The organism is Kitasatospora sp. NPDC088160, assembly GCF_044741445.1.
Lineage (GTDB): Bacteria > Actinomycetota > Actinomycetes > Streptomycetales > Streptomycetaceae > Kitasatospora.
In genome coordinates, this window is sequence record NZ_JBIUSS010000010.1 from 320,231 (window position 1) to 338,904 (window position 18,674).

Sequence of the window (18,674 nt, forward strand, 5' to 3'; positions counted from 1 at the left end):
GCAGGGGGACAGTGCATGGTGCAGCTCGCGGTGCTGCTGATCGTGGTGGCACTGGCCGGTGCGGCAGCCGTCGTACTGGCCCGCCGCCGACGGAGCCTGGACGCCCAGGCCGTGGCCAAGGCCCTGGCCGCGGCCGCCGAACGGCTCGCCGCCGGCAAGGCCCCGCAGGCCCGTCGCCGCTACGCGCGCCTCGCCCAACGGCTCGCCGCCGGCCCCGAGGAACTGCGCCCGCAACGCGGCCTCGCCCTGCTCGGCCAGGCCGAGGCCACCGTCCCCACCGGCGACCAGCAGGCCACCCTCGCCCTGCACCGCGAGGCCTTCCCGCTGCTCGCCGACCCGGCCCGGCAACTGCCCCGGTGGAGCCTGCACCGCCTCGCCGAGGAGCGGATATCCGCCCCCGAGGGCGACCTCGGGCCGCTGCTCGCCTTCCTCCAGGCCACCGCCGACGGCGCCGAACCTGGTGAGGAGGCCGCAGCCGCCGCCCGTGCCACGGACTGGCTCCAACGGCTCTGCCGCGAGGGCTCCCCCGAGCAGCGCGAGAGCGCCACCACCCGGTCGCTGGCCGCACTGCCCGGCCGGGACTGGCCGGTCCTGGCCCGGGCCGCCCTGCTGCGCGGCACCGACCGCGCCGCCGAGGCCGAGACCCTGCTCGCCGCGGCCGCCCCCGGCGGCAGCGGCGAACTCTGGTTCCGCTGGGGCGCCCAGCTGTTCACCCTGCACCAGGACGAACCCGCCGTCGCCGCCTTCGACGAGGCGCTGCGCCGGGGCCCCGGCGAGCCCTCCCCGTGGGGGCGCGGCCCGGCGCTGCGCACCGAGAGCCTGCTCTTCCGGGGCCTGGCCCGGCAGCGGCTCGGCGCCACCGACGCAGCCTGGTCCGACCTCGCGGCCGCCGCCACCGAGACCCCCGGCGACGCCCGCCCCCGCTACGCCCTCGGCAGGCTCGCCCTGCTGCTCGGCGCCGACGACCAGGCCCGGGACCAGTTCACCGCCGCCCTGACCGTCCAACCCTCTTTCGCCCCGGCCCGGTTCGGCCTCGCCCTGGTGCACGAGCGGGCCGCGCGCCCCGCCGAGGCGGCCGCCGACTACCGCACCGGCCTCGGCCTCGCCCCCGACTGGCGCCCCGCCCGGGTCCGGCTCGGCGCGGCCCTGCTCGCCGCCGGGCAGGCCGCCGAGGCCGCGCCCGTCCTCGGCGCCGAGGCGGACGTCGAACCGGACTCCCGCTGGGCCCGGATCGCCGCCTTCCACCACGGTCTCGCCCTCGCCCGCACCGACGACCCGGCCGGCGCCCTGGCCCGATGGGAGCCGCTGCACGACGAGGACCTGCGCGAACGGCAGGCCCTGGCCCGCGACCGGCTCGCCCGCACCCGGCTGGCCGACGACCCGGTGGCCGCCCGGGAGCTCTGGCAGCAGGCCGCCGCCGACCACCCGGCCGCCCCCGGCTACCGGGCCGCGCTGCGCGAGGCCGCCCTGCGCGAGGCCGCGCACCTGCTGATCACCGGCCGCGACCGGCCCGAACCCCGCGAGCGGGCCGCCGCCGCCCTCGCCCTCGCCGACACCCTGCCCGGCTCCGTCACCCACCGGCAGGCCCGGCTGCGCGCCGCCCTCGCCCTGGCCGGGGGCTCCACCGAACCGCTGGGCACCCTGCTCGACGCCGCCACCGGGCCGCGCGACCGCTACCACCTGGCCGCCGCCGCCCTGCTGACCGGCCGTCCGGTCCAGACCATCGCCCTGCTCGCCCCGCTCGCCCCCGACCCGGCCGGTGACCCGGCCCTCGCCCGGCTGCGGGCGCTGCTCGCCGAACGGGCCGGCAACTGGGCCGCCGCACTGGACTGGTACCGCCACTTCCTGACCGCCGGCCAGGCCCCCGAACCGCCGCAGCCCCCGCCCGCGACGGCCGACTGCGCCATCTGCCCCGCCCCCGCCACCGCCACCGCCACCGGCACCTGCCCCGTCCCCGCCACCGGCACCTGCGCCGGCTGCGGCCGGGAGGTCTGCGCCGCCCACCTGCACCGCCCCGCCGACGACGCCTCGCCGCGTTGCGTGCGCTGCGTCGGCCCCGCACTGCGCGCCGTCCTGGACTGCGCCCGCCGGGCCGGGGTGCCCGAGCAGGCCGAACCCGTCCTCGCCGCCTGGGCGCAGGCCCTCGGCGACAGCCCCGCCGCCGCGCCCGCACGGCTGGACCTCGCCCTGCTGCGGGCCGAACTCGGCCGACTGGACGAGGCGTTGGCCGACCTGCCGGCGGACGCGGCCGCCGCGCGCGGGGCCGTCCTGATCCGCCGGGCCGGCGCCGCCCTCGACGCCGGGGAGCCCGGACGCGCGGCCGGCGACCTGCGCCAGGCCCTCACCCTCGCCCCGGGCCGGCCGCAGGCCGCCGCCGCGCTCGTCCTGCTCGCCGAGCACGAGGCCCACCAGCACGCCGTCGAGGGCCGCCACCGCGAGGCCTGGGACGGCTACCACGCCCTGCTGCTCAAGGACCCGGCCCACCCCCGGCTGCTGCACGCGCTCGGCCTGGCCGGCTACCGGCTCGCGGTCTCCCTCCAGGCTGGCCCGGAAGCCCCGGAGAGTCCGGACGGCGCCGGGCCGGACGAGCGGATCTGGACCTGGACGCTCGGCTGCCTGGTCGCCGCCCTGCACCAGCCCGACCTGTGGGCGGAGTCCGCCCGGATCACCGGCCGCCCGGCCGAACCGCAGCGGATGTCCACCGCCCGCGGCGCGCTCACCGACCGCCTCCGCGAGGACCTGCGCGCCCTGGACCGGGCCGCCGGCCGCACCGGCGACGAGGTCACCGCCTGGACCCTGCGCCTCGGCATGGAGGCGCACAGCGCCGAAGCCTTCGCCCAGGAGGGCGTCCGGATCGCCCTGCCCGGCCGCCCCGCCCGGCGCCTCGCCCTCGGCCCCGCGCTCGACCGGCTGCTCCGCCAGGAGCCCGAACTCGCAGCCTGGGCAGCCGGGTTCGACGAGGCCGTACGGGCCTGGCGGCAGCCGGAAACCCCCGACGGGCACCCGCTGACCAGGGCCCTCGGCCTGTTCGGCGACCTCGGCCCGCAGCGCTACCTGCTCCTCCAGGGCCGCCAGGCCGCCGCGGTCGGCGCCCTGGACGCGGTGCCCGAGGCCGAACGCGGAACGGGCTGGCGGGACCTGCTCGGCGAGAGCCTGGTCAGCGAGGCCCGCGAGCACCACCGCAACCAGGACTGGCGCGAGGCCCTGGACTGCCTCACCCGCGCCCGGGCCGTGCCCGGCGCCGTCCTGCCCGCCGACGCGCCCGCGATCGCCGCCGAGTGCGGCGTCCGGGCCGCCCGCGCCCTGCTCAAGAGCAGCGACGACGACCAGGCGGGCGCCACCGAACTCCTGGAGAAGGCCCTCGCGCTGGCCCCCGACCACCCCGAGGTGCGCGGCGACCTCGGCGCCACCTACGCCCAGTGGGCCCGCAAGATCAACAACGAGGACAAGGACTACCCCCGCGCCCTGGTCCTGCTGCGCAAGAGCATGGAACTCGCCCCCGGCGACCCGACCGCCGTCCACTTCCTGGAGGCCGCCCTCGGCAACCGGGCCGGCCAGCTCAGCCGCCCCGACGCCCCCGAAGCGGAACTGGAGGAGGCCGCCGACGCGTGGCGGGAGCTGATCGCGCTCAACCCCGACCCGGACCACCGGCTCGGCCTCGCCTTCGTGCTGCGCCACCTCTCCCGCATCGCCGCCTTCGCGGACCACCGCGCCCTCGCCGTCGACCGGATGGCGCAAGCCCTGCGCGCCGACCCGGAATGGGACGGCGACACCGAGGAGGAGGCCCCGCGCCGGGTCGCCGTGATGCTGGCCAACCACATGCTGGACAACCTCCAGGGCAGCCCGTTCACCACCCAGGCCGCCATGCTCCAGAAGGCCCGGTCCTACGACGACTCGGACGAGATCCGCCGCCTGATGGTCAGCGTCTGGCGCGGCGAGGCCATCGGCCACTACGAGGCCCACCGCTACCGCGACGCGATCCGGCTGCTGGAGGAGGCGCTCGCGCTCTCCCGCACCCCGGAGGACGTCGCCAAGCTGCACGTCGAACTCAGCGTCGTCTACAGCTCCTACGCCGTCAGCCGGGCCAACCTGCGCCAGTTCCGGGAGGCCCGCTCGCTGATCGGCAAGGCCGTCGAGTACAACCCGGACGACCGCGACCTGCGCGCCCTGCAACGGAGGATCGGCGCGCTGCGCTGACGGCAACCGCGGCGCCGCCGTCGTCGTCGTAGCCCATGCACCCGTTCCTGATCCGCAGTCGCAGCCAATCCCTGAGCCACAACCGACCCCTGAGCCCCCGTCAGCCGTGAGGAGAGAAGCCGCCCGCCATGCCACTGCACGAACCGTCGCCGTACGAGGTCCTGGGCGTTGCGCTCACGGCCGGCGTGCGCGAGATCAACCTCGCCGTCGGCCCGGCGATGAAGGCCGGCCGCTACAGTCGCCAGCAGATCCAGGACGCCGCCGCCCTGCTGCGCAACCCCGACCGGCGGCTGGAGCTGGACCTCCAGCGGCCCCTGCCGCCGGAGCCGGTCGACCAGGCCGCCGAACTGTTGGCGCCCGCCCTCGCCGAACCGCTGCTGGTCGTCGAACGCCCGCCGCTGCCGCCCGCCGCCGCCCTCCTGGTGCTGCACCGGGCCGAGGCGGCGGCCGACTTCGCCGAACCCGCCCCCGGCGGCGCCGACCCCGAACCGCCCGTCCCCGCCCGCTACGCGGCCGACCTGTCCGTGCTGCCGCAGATCGAGGTACCCGAATGACCGACACGCCGACCGCTCCCGCGCCCGCCGGCCACCGGCCGCTGGACGTCCCGCAGCGCGCCCTGGAGGTCGACCTCGACCAGGCGTTCAGCCAACTGCTGTACCGGGCCTCCCTCCTGCAGCGCCTGCGGGCCGAGGAGGCGCAGACCGCCCGGGCCACCCAGCGGGACCTGCTGGGCATCCTGGTCGAGGTGGACGACGCCCTCGCCGCGCTCGGCCTGGACCGGGAGCTGGTGCTGCTCGGGCGCGGCACCGGGATCGAGGCCACCCGCCGGCGGCTGCTCGGCCGCCTCGCCAAGGCCGGGGTGCGCCCGATGCGGCTGGAGGGGCTGGCGGCGGACCCGGCGCTGACCGAGATCGTCGGCACCGAGCCGCGTCCCGGAGTGGCGCCGGAGACGGTCGTCCGGACGGTGGTCACCGGGTTCTTCTGGGAGGAGGAGGTGCTGCGCCGCGCCCAGGTCGTCGTCGCCGCGGTGCCCGAGCCCGCCCCGGTGGGGGAGCCGGTCCTCGCGGAGGACGTCGAGCGGGCCCTGGAGCCCGCACCGGAGCAGGCCGAGGCCGAGGAGGCCGGGCCCACCGAGGATCCCGCACCGGCGGATCCCGAACCTGCGGACCCCGGGCCCACGGAAGCCGAGGGTGCGGACACCGAGCTGGAGGACGGCGGCACCGAACCCGCCGTCGCGCCGGTGAACCCCGCCGCCCGGGCCACGGCGGCCCCGCCCCGGGCCCGCCGGAAGGGAACGGCCGCGGGCGGCCGGCGCAAGCGGAAGAAGTAGCCAGGACCACGAGGGGCAAGAGGGGAACGACATGTACCGCACACTCGGCATCGACCTGGGCACCACCAACTCGGTGGTGGCCCACCTGCGCCGGGGCGAGCCGGAGATCATCTTCAACCGGCAGAACCAGGAGGCCACGCCCTCCGTGGTCGGCAGCGGCCGCAAGGGCGAACTGCTGGTCGGCTCCACGGCGCGCAGCCGGGTCGCCATCGACGGCGCCAACGTGATCCGCTCGGTCAAGCGCTTCATGGGCCGCAAGTTCAAGGACCCGCAGGTCCAGGCCGCCCTCAAGGAGGTCGACTACAAGGTCACGGCAGGCACCGACGGCGACGTCAACGTCTGGTTCAACGGCCGCTCCTACACCCCGATCGAGATCTCCGCGATCATCCTGCACCGCCTCAAGGAGGACGCCGAGCAGCGCTTCGGCGAGCCCTTCCACCGGGCCGTCATCACCGTCCCCGCGTACTTCGGCGAACGGCAGGTCGCCGCCACCCAGGAGGCGGGCCGGATGGCCGGCCTGCACGTGCTGCGGATCATCAACGAGCCGACCGCCGCCGCGCTCGCCTACGGGATCACCTCCGAGGCCGGCGACGAGGGCCGGACCGTCCTGGTCTACGACCTCGGCGGCGGCACCTTCGACATCTCCATCCTGCTGCTGGTCCCCGGCTCGGTCTCGGTGCTCGGCATCGAGGGCGACAACCTGCTCGGCGGCGACGACTTCGACCGGGCCATCACCACCGCACTGCTGGAGGACATCCGCGAGGAGTACGGCGCGGACTACCAGCCCGACCTGCGGGACCGCCCCAAGATCGCCTCCACGGCCGAGACCATCAAGATCGAGCTCTCCCACCAGGAGGCCTCCGAGGTGATCCTGCCCGGCCTCGGCGCCGGCCAGCTGGTGCTGGAGACGGAATTCGAGCGGGCCCGCTTCGAGGAGCTGATCGAGGCCCAGATCGAACGCACCATCGAGCTGACCCACAAGGCCATCATGCAGGCCAACCTCACCGTCGGGGACATCGACGAGGTGGTGCTGGTCGGCGGCTCCACCGCGATCCCGCTGGTGGCCCGGCGGCTCGGCGAGGTCTTCGGGCCGCGCCGGATCCGGCGCGGCGTCAACCCGATGCAGTGCGTGGCGCTCGGCGCGGCCGTGCAGTCCGCGCTGGTCGGCGAGGTGGAGTGCCCCGAGTGCCGGGCCCCCGGCGACCTCTCCGCCTCCAACTGCGCCAACTGCGCCACCACGCTGCTCGGCGGGCCCCGGCTCTCCTGCACCGGCTGCCACCTCCCGGTCGACGCCGAGGCCGGAGCCTGCCCCAAGTGCGGCCAGGAGCTGGGCGGTTCGGCCGCCGGCGCGGCCATCCCGGCGCAGTCCCAGGCGGCCACCGCCGTACGCAGCGACAACTGCCCGCGCTGCGGCACACCCGCCGCCCCCGGCGTCACCGCCTGCGAACTGTGCGGCGAGGCACTCAACTCCGCCGCACCCGGGCAGACCAGGGTCGCCTCGACCGCCGCCGAGGACGTCGGCCTGCGCTGCGCGGCCTGCGGCGTGGTCAACCCGCCCGGCAGCGAGGCCTGCCAGGGCTGCGGCGAGCTGATGCAGGTCACCAACCCGTTCGACATCACCCCGAAGAACCTCGGCATCGAGCTCAACGACGGCCGACTGGCCGTCATCATCCCCAAGAACACCAGCTACCCGACCAGTTCGCCGGTCAGCCGCGAGTTCGTGGTCTCCGGCAGCGGCCGCCAGCGGCTGGAGATCGCGGTCTACGAGGGCGAGCACGAGATCGCCCAGCAGAACGAGCTGATCGGCCACCTGACCCTGCGGCTGCCCGCCGGGCTCGGCGGCCGCACCCCGGTGGAGGTGTCCTTCGGTCTCGACCGGGACCGCACCATCACCCTGTCGGTGCGGATCCAGGGCGGCGGCGAGAAGACCGTCAAGCTGGAGCGCGTCACCCTCGACCCCGAGCTCAAGGTCCAGGTCGAGGAGCAGCAGCGGCAGATCGAGACCTTCACCGACCGCTGGGGCGGCGAGCTCACCGAGGCCGAGATGCGCGAGGCGCAGCGCCTCATGGACAGCCTGGACGACCTGGCCGCCGGCCAGACCCGCGGCCAGTCGGTGGACGAGGCGCTGGAGCGGGCCCAGCGCCAGCTGAAGGCCCAGCGCTGGGTGCGCGGCTCGGAGGCGTACCTCAGCCTGTTCATCCACTACTGCGAGAAGCACCTCGACCCGAGCGACCTCGACCGGCTGCGGTCGGTGGCCGCCGACCTGCGGCTGCGCCGCGAGGCGGCCGACTGGGAGGGCGCCATGCGCGCCGCCCAGCGGGCCGACGAGCTGTGCGACTCGCTCGGGCACACCTTCCGGATGCTCACCATGTGCAACGTCTACGTCAACCAGAACATGGTCTCGCCGGCGCTGGCCCAGCGGATCATGGCCGAGCTGCGCGGGCTGGACGAGGCGGTGGAGTCGGCCAACATGGAGGCCGCCAACCAGCACAGCTCGGCGCTGCTGGCGCTGTACGCGCAGGCGCAGCGGGAGCTGGGCAGCGAGCCGCTCGCGGAGTCGCTCGGCCCGGTCCGCCCGGAGGAGGCCGGTCCGCGATGAACTCCAACGTGACTCCGTCCGAGGTACCTCCGTCCGAGGTGTACCGGTCCGAGCTGTCCCCGGCCGACGTGCACCCGATCGGCGGGCGGGCTGCCGACGTTCCGCCGATCGAGGTGCTCTGCCCGCAGTGCGCCGTCCCGGCGGACCCGCAGGGCCTGCGCTGTCCGTCCTGCCGGGAGGATCTCGGCGTGCTGTTCCGGCTGCGTTACGCCGCTCGGATCGACTACAACCGGGCGCTGGCGGCGCTGGCGGCCGGCGACGGGGCGTTCGCGCTCGGACTGCTGCACCGCGCGGTGGCGGCCGAACCGGGGCTCGAACCGGCCCGGGACCTGCTGGAATGGGTGAGCGCGTCCGGGTGCGCGGGGCCGGAGCCGGGGGAGCGGGAGGACGACACGCCCTCTGAGTGACCAATTCGGCCGTTCCCGGCCTGCCATCGAGTTCGATCGGTGCGAGTGTGTTCGTCACATGGATGTTCGCTGCCCTCACAAGGAGTGACGCAATGCGTATTCGTACCACCCTCGCCGCCACCGCACTCGCCGCCGTGGCCGTCCTGGCCGGTGCCGGCACCGCCGCCGCGGGCGACGCCACCGCGAACGGTGTCGCGTTCGGTTCCCCCGGTGTGCTCTCCGGCAACCAGATCCAGATCCCGATCAACCTCGAGGCCAACGTCTGCGGCAACTCGATCGGCATCATCAGCATCCTCAACCCGGCCTTCGGCAACACCTGCGTCAACGCCTGACCCGACTGCTGGGGCCGTCCGTCGCACCCGACGGACGGCCCCAGCATCGTGTCCGCACCCCCGTTCGGGGGTGGCGGCGCGGGGCACGCGGTGGAGACCATGGGGTCCGACCCGCACGCGCCCACCCAGGAGCCAGAACGTGCCGACCACGCCGACCCCGCGCAGCTACGCCTCCGGCACCTCGGACGTGCCGCTGCTCGGCGACACCATCGGGGAGAACCTCGACCGCGCGGTGCGCGCCTTCCCCGAACGGGACGCCCTGATCGACCGGGCCACCGCCCGCCGCTGGACGTACGCCGAACTCGCCGCCGACGTCGACGCGTTGGCCCTGGGCCTGCTCGACCTCGGCATCGCCAAGGGCGACCGGGTCGGCATCTGGGCGCCCAACTGCGCCGAGTGGACGCTCACCCAGTACGCCACCGCCAAGCTCGGCGCGATCCTGGTCACCATCAACCCGGCGTACCGCTCGCACGAGTTGGCGTACGTGCTGAACCAGGCCGGGATCCGCCTGCTGGTCGCGGCCGAGCGCTTCAAGGCCTCCGACTACGCCGGAATGATCGAGGAAGTGCGGCCCCGGTGCCCCGAGTTGGAGAGCAGGGTGCTGATCGGCGGCCCCGACTGGGACGCCCTGCTCGCCGCCGGGCGCCGCGCCGACCCCGGCCTTCTCGCGCAGCGGCAGCGGGAGTTGGCGCCGGACGACCCGATCAACATCCAGTACACCTCCGGGACCACCGGCTCCCCCAAGGGCGCGACCCTGTCGCACCACAACATCCTCAACAACGGCTACTTCGTCGGCGAACTGCTCAACTACACCGAGCAGGACCGGATCTGCGTCCCGGTGCCGTTCTACCACTGCTTCGGCATGGTGATGGCGAACCTCGCGGCCATCTCCCACGGCGCCTGCACGGTGATCCCCGCACCCTCCTTCGACCCGGGCGCCACCCTGGCCGCCGTCGCCGCCGAGCGCTGCACCTCGCTGTACGGGGTGCCCACCATGTTCATCGCCGAACTCGCCGACCCGGACTTCGCGCGCCATGACCTCGCCAGCCTGCGCACCGGCATCATGGCGGGCTCCCCCTGCCCGGCCGAGGTGATGAAGGACGTCATCGGCCGGATGGGCATGGCCGAGGTCGCCATCTGCTACGGCATGACCGAGACCTCGCCCGTCTCCACCCAGACCCGCGCCGACGACACGGTCGACCGCCGGGTCTCCACCGTCGGCCGGGTCGGCCCGCACCTGGAGGTCAAGGTCGTCGACCCGGCCACCGGCCGGACCGTCCCGCGCGGCGAGCCCGGTGAACTCTGCACCCGCGGCTACTCCGTCATGCTCGGTTACTGGGGCGAGCCCGAGCGCACCGCCGAGGCCGTCGACGCCGCCCGCTGGATGCACACCGGCGACCTCGCCGTCATGGACCAGGACGGCTACCTCGCCATCACCGGCCGGATCAAGGACATGGTGATCCGCGGCGGCGAGAACCTGTACCCGCGCGAGATCGAGGAGTTCCTGTACACCCACCCCGACGTCCTCGACGTCCAGGTCGTCGGCGTGCCCGACGCCAGGTACGGCGAGGAGCTGATGGCGTGGATCCGCATGCGCGCGGGCGCCGAGCCGCTCACCGCCGACACCGTCCGCACCTACTGCGCCGGCCGGCTCGCCCACGTCAAGATCCCGCGGTACGTGCACGTGGTCGAGGAGTTCCCGATGACCGTCACCGGGAAGGTCCGCAAGGTCGAGATGCGCGCGGAGGCCGTGCGCCTGCTCGGCCTCTGACCCGACCCGCAACCGGTCGACGGGCCGCCGCCCCACCGCCGCCCGGTCCGAGCCCGCCCGTACACGCCGAACGGCCCCGGGCCGCGGTTCTTCCGCCGGCCCGGGGCCGTTCGTCCTGCGGCTGCTTCTCCTGCGGTTACCGGGCGCCCCAGGCCTGGTCGGTGGGGACGACCTCGCGGCCGAGCGGCATGAGGGAGATCGGGATCATCTTGAGGTTCGCCCAGCCGAACGGGATGCCGATGATCGACAGGAACAGCGGGATGCTGGTCACCAGGTGCGCGATCGCCAGCCACCAGCCCGCGAAGATCAGCCAGATGACGTTCCCGACGCAGGACGCCGCCCCGGCACCCGGCTTCTCCACGGTCGTCCGTCCGAACGGCCAGAGGATGAACCCGGCGATCCGGAAGGACGCGACGCCGAACGGGATGGTCACGATCAGCACGCAGCAGATGATTCCGGCGACGGTATAGGCAATAGCCATCCAGATACCGCAGAAGATCAGCCAAATGACATTGAGGACGAACTCGATCACCTTCATGGCCGACACCTTCTCACGGCTGCTGCTCGGGGTTCCACGATCCAGCCATGCCCGCCCCCGGGCGCGTCTACGCCCTTAGGGGACGTTCCTCGGGGTTTGTTCCGGGGTCGGCGCGGGCGGACGTGCCGGGGCCGCACCCTCCGGAGGGTGCGGCCCCGGTGTGGCGGCTCGGATCAGGCCGGCGGGGTGCCGTCGGGCCAGACGCAGGGGGAGCTGACCCGGAGGGTGAGGTCGTGGCTGGCGTCGGAGACCCCGTCCAGGGTGGCGAGGAAGTCGTCCTTGGGGTTCTTCAGCCTGATCCAGTCGTTGTGGAAATTGGGGGGATCCTGAACCGGTTGGAAGCCCTGGCCGGTCAGGAATGTTCGGAAGGCGTTCACCGCCTCGGCTTTGGGCGCGGACGGGACGTCGCCGAAGTCGTATCCCCGACGGGTCTGCGTCCTGCCGTGCGGGCCGATGTCGTTGGCGTCGCATTCCATGTCGAAGAAATCGTCCGAGCTCGCGGTCGGCTTGACCGGCAGCTTGGCCAGGGTGTCGGCGAGGTAGGCGTCGATCTGCTTCTTGGCCTGGTCGAGCGTGATCGTGGACTTCGACCGCTCGTTCAAGGTCTGCACGCCGCAGGAGTTCAGGGCCAGGACGGCGACCGCCAGTACGGCGGTGGCGGTGACCCGTTTGATCAGCGGGGTGTGCTCGGTGGTGCTCATGAGACCCGCTTTCCGGCGATGATCTGACCCATGGAGGTCAGGGTGGGCGAATCGTCGTTCCAGTAGTCCGAGTGCCCCGCGTTGGGATTGGTGGGCAGGATCTGCGCGCCGAACTGGGGAACGGTGGTCTGTCGGCCGTGGATCAGGTGGTGGTCACCGTCGCCGAGGCCCCACGAGCCGGCGACGTTGTCGACGATGTTGTCCGTCATCCCGCCGGGGTCGGTGGCGGCGGCCCAGCCGATCGCGTCGGCCGGGCTCTGCGCCACGTACACGCGGGACGGGTCGATGTTCAGGTCCTTGGCGTTTTCGACGCCGCAGCCGGGGCTGGCGATGAGGACGACGTTGTCGACGGGAAGGCCCTTGTCGCGCATGGCGTAGCCCACGGTCGTGGTGCCGTAGCTGTGGGCGAGGACGGTGTTGTTCGACAGCTTCCCCTCGTGCGTGGCGTGCAGGCCGGTCTCGAAGGTGTGCAGCTTGTCCTCCGCGTTCTTCGCGTACTTGTCGTCCGCGGCCTCGGGGATGATCGTCTGCGGAGCGTCGTAGCCGACCCAGGTGATCGACGAGGTGGTGCCCGGGTCTTGCGCCTTCCGGTTGGCGTCGTTGGCCGACTTGACCATCAGATCGGAGCGGTTGATGTCACTGCCGATGCTGCCGAGCCGGGCGCCGGTGCCGGGTACGTACGTGGAGACGTTGTCGGCGGTGTCGGGGTTGTTGGCCGCGATGATCGCGTGGCCCTTGCCGTTGGTGTCGAAGCCCAGCAGGAAGGTGGGCGGGTGTTCGGCGTTGACCGGGGTGTTCAGCCGGTTCTCGATGGCCGTCACGCCCTTCAGCTTGTCTTCGAGGTCGTCGCGCTTCTGCTTCCACTCCGTGTAGTCGGGGTTCTGGACGGGCCCGCCGTTGGTCTCGGCGACGGACAGGTAGTGCTTCGGCTCCGGGCCGAGGCTGTCGAGCTGGTGTTGGAGGTCCTGTTTGCCGCGCTGGAGGTTGATCCGGTTGGCCTGGTCCCGGGCGAGCGCGGGGACGCCGTCGAGGGCGCCGACCTGATCGGGGTGGTTGAGGATCATCCGGTGCTGCTGCTCGTCGGTCAGGCCGTTCCACCAGCCCTTGACGCTGTTCGGGTCGGTGCCGGCGGCGGGGACCTGTTCGAGCGCGTTCGCGGCGGCCAGGTCGGTCTTCGCCGTGGCGGCGTCGAGCCCGGTGCCGTCGCTCGCGTTGCCGGCCAGGTGGGCGAGCCGGGCGCTGATCGTCTGGTCCGCGTGGGCGGCTTCGGTGAGCGCGGCCGTGATCCGGCTGCTGATCTGCTGGGCCTGCGACTCGGCGTCGGTGCCGGCGAAGGCGGCGGATCCGGGGTCGTTGTCCCAGGTGATCCCGCCGTCGGCGGCGACGGTCAGCTTGTGGGTCTTGGCGTCGTCGAGGGCGTTGATCAGGTGCGCCTGGGCGGCGGCGAAGCCCTCGGCCGCGTCGTGCAAGGCCCTGCTGACGAGGCCGATCTCCTGTTGGGCGGCCTGGAGTTCGTTCTCCAGGAGCTGGATCCGGGCCTGGGCGTGACCGGCGGCGTTCCCGGTCCACTGCGAGTGGTTCAGCCGGTCGACGACCTCGTGCTGCCAGTTCTCCACGTGCTGGCCGAAGGCGGTGGCCAGGGTGTCGAAGGCGGTCTTCGCGGTGGTGAGGTTGATGAGGTCGGCGTCGTGGAGGGTCTTGATGTCCATCGCCTACTCGGCCGCCTTCGCGCCAGCGGGCTTCACGGGGCCCGGGACGAAGGTCGTGCTGAAGGGGTCCGGTTCGTCGGGGACCGGTGCGGCCGGGTTCCGCATGCTCCCGTGGATGTCCTTCTCGACCTGGCGGTAGTAGGCGGCCGACGTGGCGAGCTTGGTGCCGACGTCGCCCATGTCGCCGCCGAGCTTGTCCAGCAGCGTCTTCCAGTTCGTGCCGCAGTTCTGGATGGCGGCGGCGGTGAGCCAGCCCTTCAGGCCCCCGGCGGCCTGGTTGCACGGATCGGTGATCTTCGAGGTCTCGCCCGGTATGAGACCGCCGATGTGCTGAGCGCTCTGTCCGCAGCCGTCCAGTTCGGCTGGGTTGACCTTGAACTCCAAGGCCAGATCAGGACCTGCCATGTCTTTCCCCCGCTGATGAGCTCCCGGGCCGGCGCGCCGCCCGGGTCCGTGTCGACAAACTGCTGACGGATGCTAACGGATCGATCTTCCGGCGGTGGGGAGGGCATGGGCCGGGCGACCTGCCCCGGCTCGGCCGGTGGGCGCGGCTCGGGATACCCTGCGGGGGTAACTGGTGGCGAGGTCGGTCGGGAGGTGGACGATGGCGGAGCCGCGTCCGACCGTCCCCCGGGCCCTGCGCCTGCTGCTCCTCGCGGCGCTCCTGCTCGGCATCGTGACGATGCACACGCTCGGCCATCCGGCCGCCGGCGGGCACGGGGTGGAGCACGGGACGGACCACGGGCCGACGCGGCACGCCGTGAGCGCCGGTCACCCGGCGGGCGCCGGGGAGACGGTGCACACCGCGGCGGCCGACGGCATGGATCCGATGACGGTGTGTCTGGCCGTGCTCGCCGGCTGGACGTTGCTGCTCCTCGCCGCCGGCCCCCTGCTGCGGCACGGCGGTGACGCCGCCGCCGAGGTGAGGGCCCGGCTGCTGCGGGCCGTTCGCGCGTTGCCGCCGCCCGGAGGCGGGCGGATCCTCCTCGCCCGGTTGTCGGTGCTGCGTCAGTAGGCGTACGCCGGCCGCCCCGGGTCCGCGCTCCGGCGCGGGCGGGACGGCCGTCGCGACGTCCTGCTCACCCACACCCACCGCACGAGGTGCACTCCGTCATGCGCACACCCACCCGTCGTACCGTGCTCGGCGCGGCGCTCGCCGCCGCCGGCACCGGTCTGCTCGCCGCCTGTTCCGCCGATCCGATGAAGGGCATGGACCATGGGGCCGCCGCCCCCACCACCCCGGGCGGCTTCGTCGCCCCCGGCGGCCCCGAGGTCGCCGCCGCCGAGGCGCGGCGCGGGCCCGGGCCGGAGCGCAAGGTCGCGCTCACCGCCACCGAGACGACGCTCGACCTGGGCGGCCGCACCGTCCGCAGCTGGGCGTACGGCGACCGCCTGCCCGGCCGGGCGGTGCGCGCCACGGTCGGCGAGACGCTCGCCGTCAGTCTCGCCAACCACCTTCCGCAGCCCACCTCGTTGCACTGGCACGGCCTCGCGCTGCGCAACGACATGGACGGCGTACCCGGGCTCACCCAGGACGCGGTGCGGGCGGGCGCCGGCTTCGAGTACCGCTTCGCGCTCGCCCACCCGGGGACGTACTGGTTCCACCCGCACTCCGGCGTCCAGCAGGACCGCGGCCTGTACGCGCCGCTGATCGTCGAGGACCCGAGGGAGCCGCTGCGCTACGACCCAGGAGTGGGTCGTCGTCCTGGACGACTGGGTGGACGGGGTCGACGGCAGCACCCCGGACGCCGTGCTCGCCGAACTCGCCCGGGGCATAGGCGGGATGGACCGCGCGGGGATGGACCACCCGGCGATGGGCGGCCACGACATGGCAGCCATGGGCGGCACTCCAACCGGCGCCCCGAGCACCGCCCCGCCCGCCGCCGGCCCGTCCCGGATGCTGATGGGTGCCCGCAGCGCGCTGCTCGGCGGTGACGCGGGCGATGTCGGCCACCCGTTCCACCTGGTCAACGGCCGGCTCGCCGGCGCGCCCGAGACCTTCACCGCCAAGCCCGGCGACCGGGTCCGGATCCGGCTGATCAACGCGGGCGGCGACACCGCCTACCGGGTCGCGCTGGGCGGCCACGAGTTGACCGTCACCCACACCGACGGCTTCCCGGTCGAGCCGGCCACCACCCAGGCGCTGCTGCTCGGCATGGGCGAGCGCTACGACGTGCTGGTGACCGTCCAGGACGGCGTGTTCCCGCTGACCGCGCTCGCCGAGGGCAAGAACGCCTCCGCACTCGCCCTGCTGCGCACCGGCGGCGGCGCCGCGCCGGACGCCTCGGTGCGCCCGGCGGAGCTGGACGGCAGGCTGCTCGGCGCGGCACAGCTCAAGGCCGACCCGAGCGTGCGACTGCCCGCCAGGGCGCCGGACCGGACGGTGCGGCTGGAGCTCACCGGCGGCATGGCGAAGGCCGACTGGGCGTTCAACGGCCGCCGGTACGACCCGGCGCAGCGTTACCCGGTGGCGGCGGGGGAGCGGGTGCGGCTGGAGTTCCGCAACACCACGAGCATGTGGCACCCCGTCCACCTGCACGGCCACACCTTCGCGCTGCCCGGTGACGGGCCCCGCAAGGACACCGCGATCGTGCTGCCGGGCGCGACGCTCGCCGTCGACTTCGACGCCGACAATCCGGGCCTGTGGATGGTGCACTGCCACAACGTCTACCACGCGGAGACGGGCATGATGACCGTCCTCGGTTACCGGGCCTGACCTTCGCGGCACGCGGCGTCGGGGCGGGGGAGCGGCCCTGCCCCGACGCCGCGTGCCGCCGGTCGGAGCCCCGTCGCGGGCGCACTGTCACCGGCCGCACCACCCGCCGCGACCTGCGGAGCAATGACGCTTTCTTAACGCGGGGCGATGACGCGTCCTTAACGCCGGTCGCATAGCCTGTCGCACTGCCGTCGCCCGACGGCGCTTTTACGGGGTCTTTAACAAGAGGTGCAAGGTGGTTTCGTCGGGTTCGACGGAGGCGGCGACGGCGGAACCGTCGTCGGCGCGAATACGGTTGCGGGGCTGGCTGCTGGAGGGCGTGTCGGCGGACAAGCCGGCCACCGGGCAGGCCGGTCAGGACGGTTCGCAGGGCGGCGCGCAGGCGGGGGACTCCGGCGCGCACAAGGGCCGGCGCTGGTGGCGGGTGATGTGCCTGACCGGCCTGGACTACTTCTCCACGCTCGGCTATCAGCCGGGCATCGCCGCCCTGGCGGCGGGCGTGCTGTCGCCGATCGCGACGATCGTGCTGGTGGTCGTCACCCTGCTGGGCGCGCTGCCGGTCTACCGGCGGGTCGCGCAGGAGAGCCCGCGGGGTGAGGGCTCGATCGCCATGCTGGAGCGGCTGTTGTCGTTCTGGAAGGGCAAACTGTTCGTCCTGGCGCTGCTCGGTTTCGCGGCGACGGACTTCCTCATCACGATCACCCTGTCGGCCGCCGACGCGAGCGCGCACCTGGTGGAGAACCCGCACCTGACCAGCGTCCTCGGCGGCAAGCAGGTGCTGATCACGCTGATCCTGGTCGCGCTGCTCGGCGCGGTGTTCCTGAAGGGCTTCAGCGAGGCGATCGGCCTGGCGGTGGCCCTGGTCGGCGTCTACCTGGCGCTGAACGTGGTCGTGGTGGCCGTCGGCATCTGGAAGATCATCGAGGCGCCGCACGTGGTCACGGACTGGACCACTGCGCTGACCGCCCAGCACGGCAACCCGGTGATCATGGTGGGCGTGGCGCTGGTGGTCTTCCCGAAGCTGGCGCTCGGCCTGTCCGGCTTCGAGACCGGCGTCGCCGTGATGCCGCACATCGAGGGGGACCCGGACGACACCGAGGAGAAGCCCACCGGCCGGATCCGCGGCACCCGCAAGCTGCTCACCACGGCCGCCGTGATCATGAGCTGCTTCCTGATCACCACCAGCTTCATCACCACCCTGCTGATCCCGGCCGACCAGTTCAAGCCCGGCGGTGACGCGAACGGCCGCGCCCTCGCCTACCTGGCCCACGAGTACCTGGGCGGCACCTTCGGCAGCGTCTACGACCTGTCCACCATCGCCATCCTCTGGTTCGCCGGCGCCTCCGCCATGGCGGGCATGCTCAACCTGCTGCCGCGCTACCTGCCCCGCTACGGCATGGCCCCGCACTGGGCGCGTGCGGTGCGGCCGATGGTGATCGTGCTGACCCTGATCGGCTTCCTGGTCACCTGGCTGTTCGACGCCGACGTGGACGCCCAGGGCGGCGCGTACGCGACCGGTGTGCTGGTGCTGATCAGTTCGGCGGCCATCGCCGTCACCATCGCCGCGTACAAGGCGAAGCAGCGGGGCTGGACCACCGCCTTCGCGATCATCGCGGCGATCTTCCTGTACACCACCGTGCTGAACTGCCTGGAGCGGCCGGACGGTCTGAAGATCGGCGCCTGCTTCATCGCCGGCATCATCCTGGTCTCGCTGCTCTCCCGGCTGCGCCGCGCCTTCGAGTTGCGCGTCACCGACGTGGTACTGGACGACGTGGCGGAACGTTTCGTCAGGGACTACGCGCACCGCCCGCTGCGGCTGATCGCCAACGAGCCGACCCGCCGCGACGTCGCCGAGTACCGCGACAAGATCCGCCAGATCCGCGCCGACAACGACATCCCTGGTGAGGACGACCTGGTCTTCGTCGAGGTGACCGTCCGGGACGCCTCCGACTTCGAGACCGAGCTGACCGTGCGCGGCGAGGTGCTGCACGGCCGCTACCGGGTGCTGACACTGGAGAGCTCCAGCATCCCGAACGCGATCGCCGCGCTGGCCCTCACCATCCGGGACCGCACCGGGCAGCAGCCGCACCTCTACTTCGAGTGGACCGAGGGCAACCCCTTCGCCCAGTTCCTGCGGTTCTTCCTGTTCGGCCAGGGCGAGGTGGCCCCGGTCACCCGCGAGGTGCTGCGCGAGGCCGAACCCGACCGCAGCCGCCGCCCGCGCGTCCACGTCGGCTGACGCTCCGCCGCACGACGTCGTCGGGCCCCCCCGCGCGGGGGGGGCCGGGGGGGCCGCCCCCGGGGGGGGGGGCCGGGGGGGGCGGGCGGCGCCCCCCCGGGCGCGGGCGGGGTGGGGCGGGGGGGGGGCCCCCGG

At 73.7% G+C, this 18,674-nt stretch carries 13 protein-coding genes and 1 pseudogene; 10 read left to right on the plus strand and 4 right to left on the minus strand.

Annotated features, from left to right (window positions below; translation table 11 throughout):
• Positions 1 to 15: 15 nt before the first annotated feature.
• From ACIOGZ_RS18225 to ACIOGZ_RS18255, 7 genes are all read left to right on the plus strand, one after another.
• Positions 16 to 4,197, plus strand: a complete 4,182-nt coding sequence (locus ACIOGZ_RS18225; RefSeq protein WP_400986440.1) for a hypothetical protein — start codon at positions 16 to 18, stop codon at positions 4,195 to 4,197.
• A 128-nt stretch (positions 4,198 to 4,325) separates the two neighbouring features.
• Positions 4,326 to 4,751, plus strand: coding sequence for a hypothetical protein (locus ACIOGZ_RS18230; RefSeq protein ID WP_350883251.1), 426 nt, complete (start codon positions 4,326 to 4,328; stop codon positions 4,749 to 4,751).
• Positions 4,748 to 5,527 carry a nucleotide exchange factor GrpE gene (locus ACIOGZ_RS18235; RefSeq protein ID WP_363585954.1) on the plus strand — a complete coding sequence of 260 codons (780 nt, stop codon included), beginning with the start codon at positions 4,748 to 4,750 and terminating at the stop codon, positions 5,525 to 5,527. Before ACIOGZ_RS18230 ends, ACIOGZ_RS18235 begins: the two co-directional genes overlap by 4 nt.
• Positions 5,528 to 5,558: 31 nt before the next feature.
• The gene (locus tag ACIOGZ_RS18240) at positions 5,559 to 8,126 is read left to right on the plus strand and encodes an Hsp70 family protein (protein ID WP_400986441.1); all 2,568 of its coding nucleotides are present in this window, start codon (positions 5,559 to 5,561) and stop codon (positions 8,124 to 8,126) included.
• A complete protein-coding gene (locus ACIOGZ_RS18245; protein ID WP_363627532.1) occupies positions 8,123 to 8,533 on the plus strand; it encodes a hypothetical protein in 411 nt (136 codons plus the stop codon). Before ACIOGZ_RS18240 ends, ACIOGZ_RS18245 begins: the two co-directional genes overlap by 4 nt.
• A 92-nt stretch (positions 8,534 to 8,625) precedes the next feature.
• The gene (locus tag ACIOGZ_RS18250; RefSeq protein ID WP_363585957.1) at positions 8,626 to 8,865 is read left to right on the plus strand and encodes a chaplin; all 240 of its coding nucleotides are present in this window, start codon (positions 8,626 to 8,628) and stop codon (positions 8,863 to 8,865) included.
• Positions 8,866 to 9,004: 139 nt separating this feature from the next.
• On the plus strand, positions 9,005 to 10,636 hold the full coding sequence (locus ACIOGZ_RS18255) for an AMP-binding protein (protein ID WP_400986442.1): 1,632 nt from the start codon (positions 9,005 to 9,007) through the stop codon (positions 10,634 to 10,636).
• A 136-nt stretch (positions 10,637 to 10,772) separates the two neighbouring features.
• On the opposite strand, the gene ACIOGZ_RS18260 is transcribed toward ACIOGZ_RS18255, so the two are convergent.
• The 4 genes from ACIOGZ_RS18260 to ACIOGZ_RS18275 all read right to left on the minus strand — a co-directional run bounded on the left by ACIOGZ_RS18260 (position 10,773) and on the right by ACIOGZ_RS18275 (position 13,989).
• Positions 10,773 to 11,174 (minus strand): YccF domain-containing protein, encoded by a 402-nt coding sequence (locus tag ACIOGZ_RS18260; RefSeq protein WP_063346584.1) that lies wholly within the window; start codon positions 11,172 to 11,174, stop codon positions 10,773 to 10,775.
• A 173-nt stretch (positions 11,175 to 11,347) separates the two neighbouring features.
• On the minus strand, positions 11,348 to 11,875 hold the full coding sequence (locus ACIOGZ_RS18265) for a hypothetical protein (RefSeq protein WP_371516118.1): 528 nt from the start codon (positions 11,873 to 11,875) through the stop codon (positions 11,348 to 11,350).
• On the minus strand, positions 11,872 to 13,584 hold the full coding sequence (locus tag ACIOGZ_RS18270; protein ID WP_400986443.1) for an alpha/beta hydrolase: 1,713 nt from the start codon (positions 13,582 to 13,584) through the stop codon (positions 11,872 to 11,874). Before ACIOGZ_RS18270 ends, ACIOGZ_RS18265 begins: the two co-directional genes overlap by 4 nt.
• Before the next feature lie 3 nt (positions 13,585 to 13,587).
• A complete protein-coding gene (locus tag ACIOGZ_RS18275) occupies positions 13,588 to 13,989 on the minus strand; it encodes a hypothetical protein (RefSeq protein WP_363585961.1) in 402 nt (133 codons plus the stop codon).
• A 199-nt stretch (positions 13,990 to 14,188) separates the two neighbouring features.
• Here ACIOGZ_RS18275 and ACIOGZ_RS18280 point away from each other — a divergent pair, with 199 nt between their 5' ends.
• From ACIOGZ_RS18280 to ACIOGZ_RS18290, 3 genes and pseudogenes are all read left to right on the plus strand, one after another.
• Entirely contained in the window at positions 14,189 to 14,599 is a 411-nt protein-coding gene (locus tag ACIOGZ_RS18280; RefSeq protein ID WP_363585962.1) for a DUF6153 family protein, read from the plus strand.
• Positions 14,600 to 14,697: 98 nt separating this feature from the next.
• Positions 14,698 to 16,300, plus strand: a pseudogene (locus tag ACIOGZ_RS18285) (multicopper oxidase family protein).
• A 235-nt stretch (positions 16,301 to 16,535) separates the two neighbouring features.
• Positions 16,536 to 18,539, plus strand: coding sequence for an amino acid transporter (locus ACIOGZ_RS18290; RefSeq protein ID WP_400986445.1), 2,004 nt, complete (start codon positions 16,536 to 16,538; stop codon positions 18,537 to 18,539).
• Positions 18,540 to 18,674: the final 135 nt, after the last annotated feature.

Excerpts from the sequence above, each read along its gene's own strand:
- ACIOGZ_RS18225 (WP_400986440.1), top strand. The coding sequence starts at position 16 with ATGGTGCAGCTCGCGGTGCTGCTGATCGTGGTGGCACTGGCCGGTGCG.
- ACIOGZ_RS18230 (WP_350883251.1), top strand. The coding sequence starts at position 4,326 with ATGCCACTGCACGAACCGTCGCCGTACGAGGTCCTGGGCGTTGCGCTC.
- ACIOGZ_RS18235 (WP_363585954.1), top strand. The coding sequence starts at position 4,748 with ATGACCGACACGCCGACCGCTCCCGCGCCCGCCGGCCACCGGCCGCTG.
- ACIOGZ_RS18240 (WP_400986441.1), top strand. The coding sequence starts at position 5,559 with ATGTACCGCACACTCGGCATCGACCTGGGCACCACCAACTCGGTGGTG.
- ACIOGZ_RS18245 (WP_363627532.1), top strand. The coding sequence starts at position 8,123 with ATGAACTCCAACGTGACTCCGTCCGAGGTACCTCCGTCCGAGGTGTAC.
- ACIOGZ_RS18250 (WP_363585957.1), top strand. The coding sequence starts at position 8,626 with ATGCGTATTCGTACCACCCTCGCCGCCACCGCACTCGCCGCCGTGGCC.
- ACIOGZ_RS18260 (WP_063346584.1), bottom strand. The coding sequence starts at position 11,174 with ATGAAGGTGATCGAGTTCGTCCTCAATGTCATTTGGCTGATCTTCTGC.
- ACIOGZ_RS18265 (WP_371516118.1), bottom strand. The coding sequence starts at position 11,875 with ATGAGCACCACCGAGCACACCCCGCTGATCAAACGGGTCACCGCCACC.
- ACIOGZ_RS18270 (WP_400986443.1), bottom strand. The coding sequence starts at position 13,584 with ATGGACATCAAGACCCTCCACGACGCCGACCTCATCAACCTCACCACC.
- ACIOGZ_RS18275 (WP_363585961.1), bottom strand. The coding sequence starts at position 13,989 with ATGGCAGGTCCTGATCTGGCCTTGGAGTTCAAGGTCAACCCAGCCGAA.
- ACIOGZ_RS18280 (WP_363585962.1), top strand. The coding sequence starts at position 14,189 with ATGGCGGAGCCGCGTCCGACCGTCCCCCGGGCCCTGCGCCTGCTGCTC.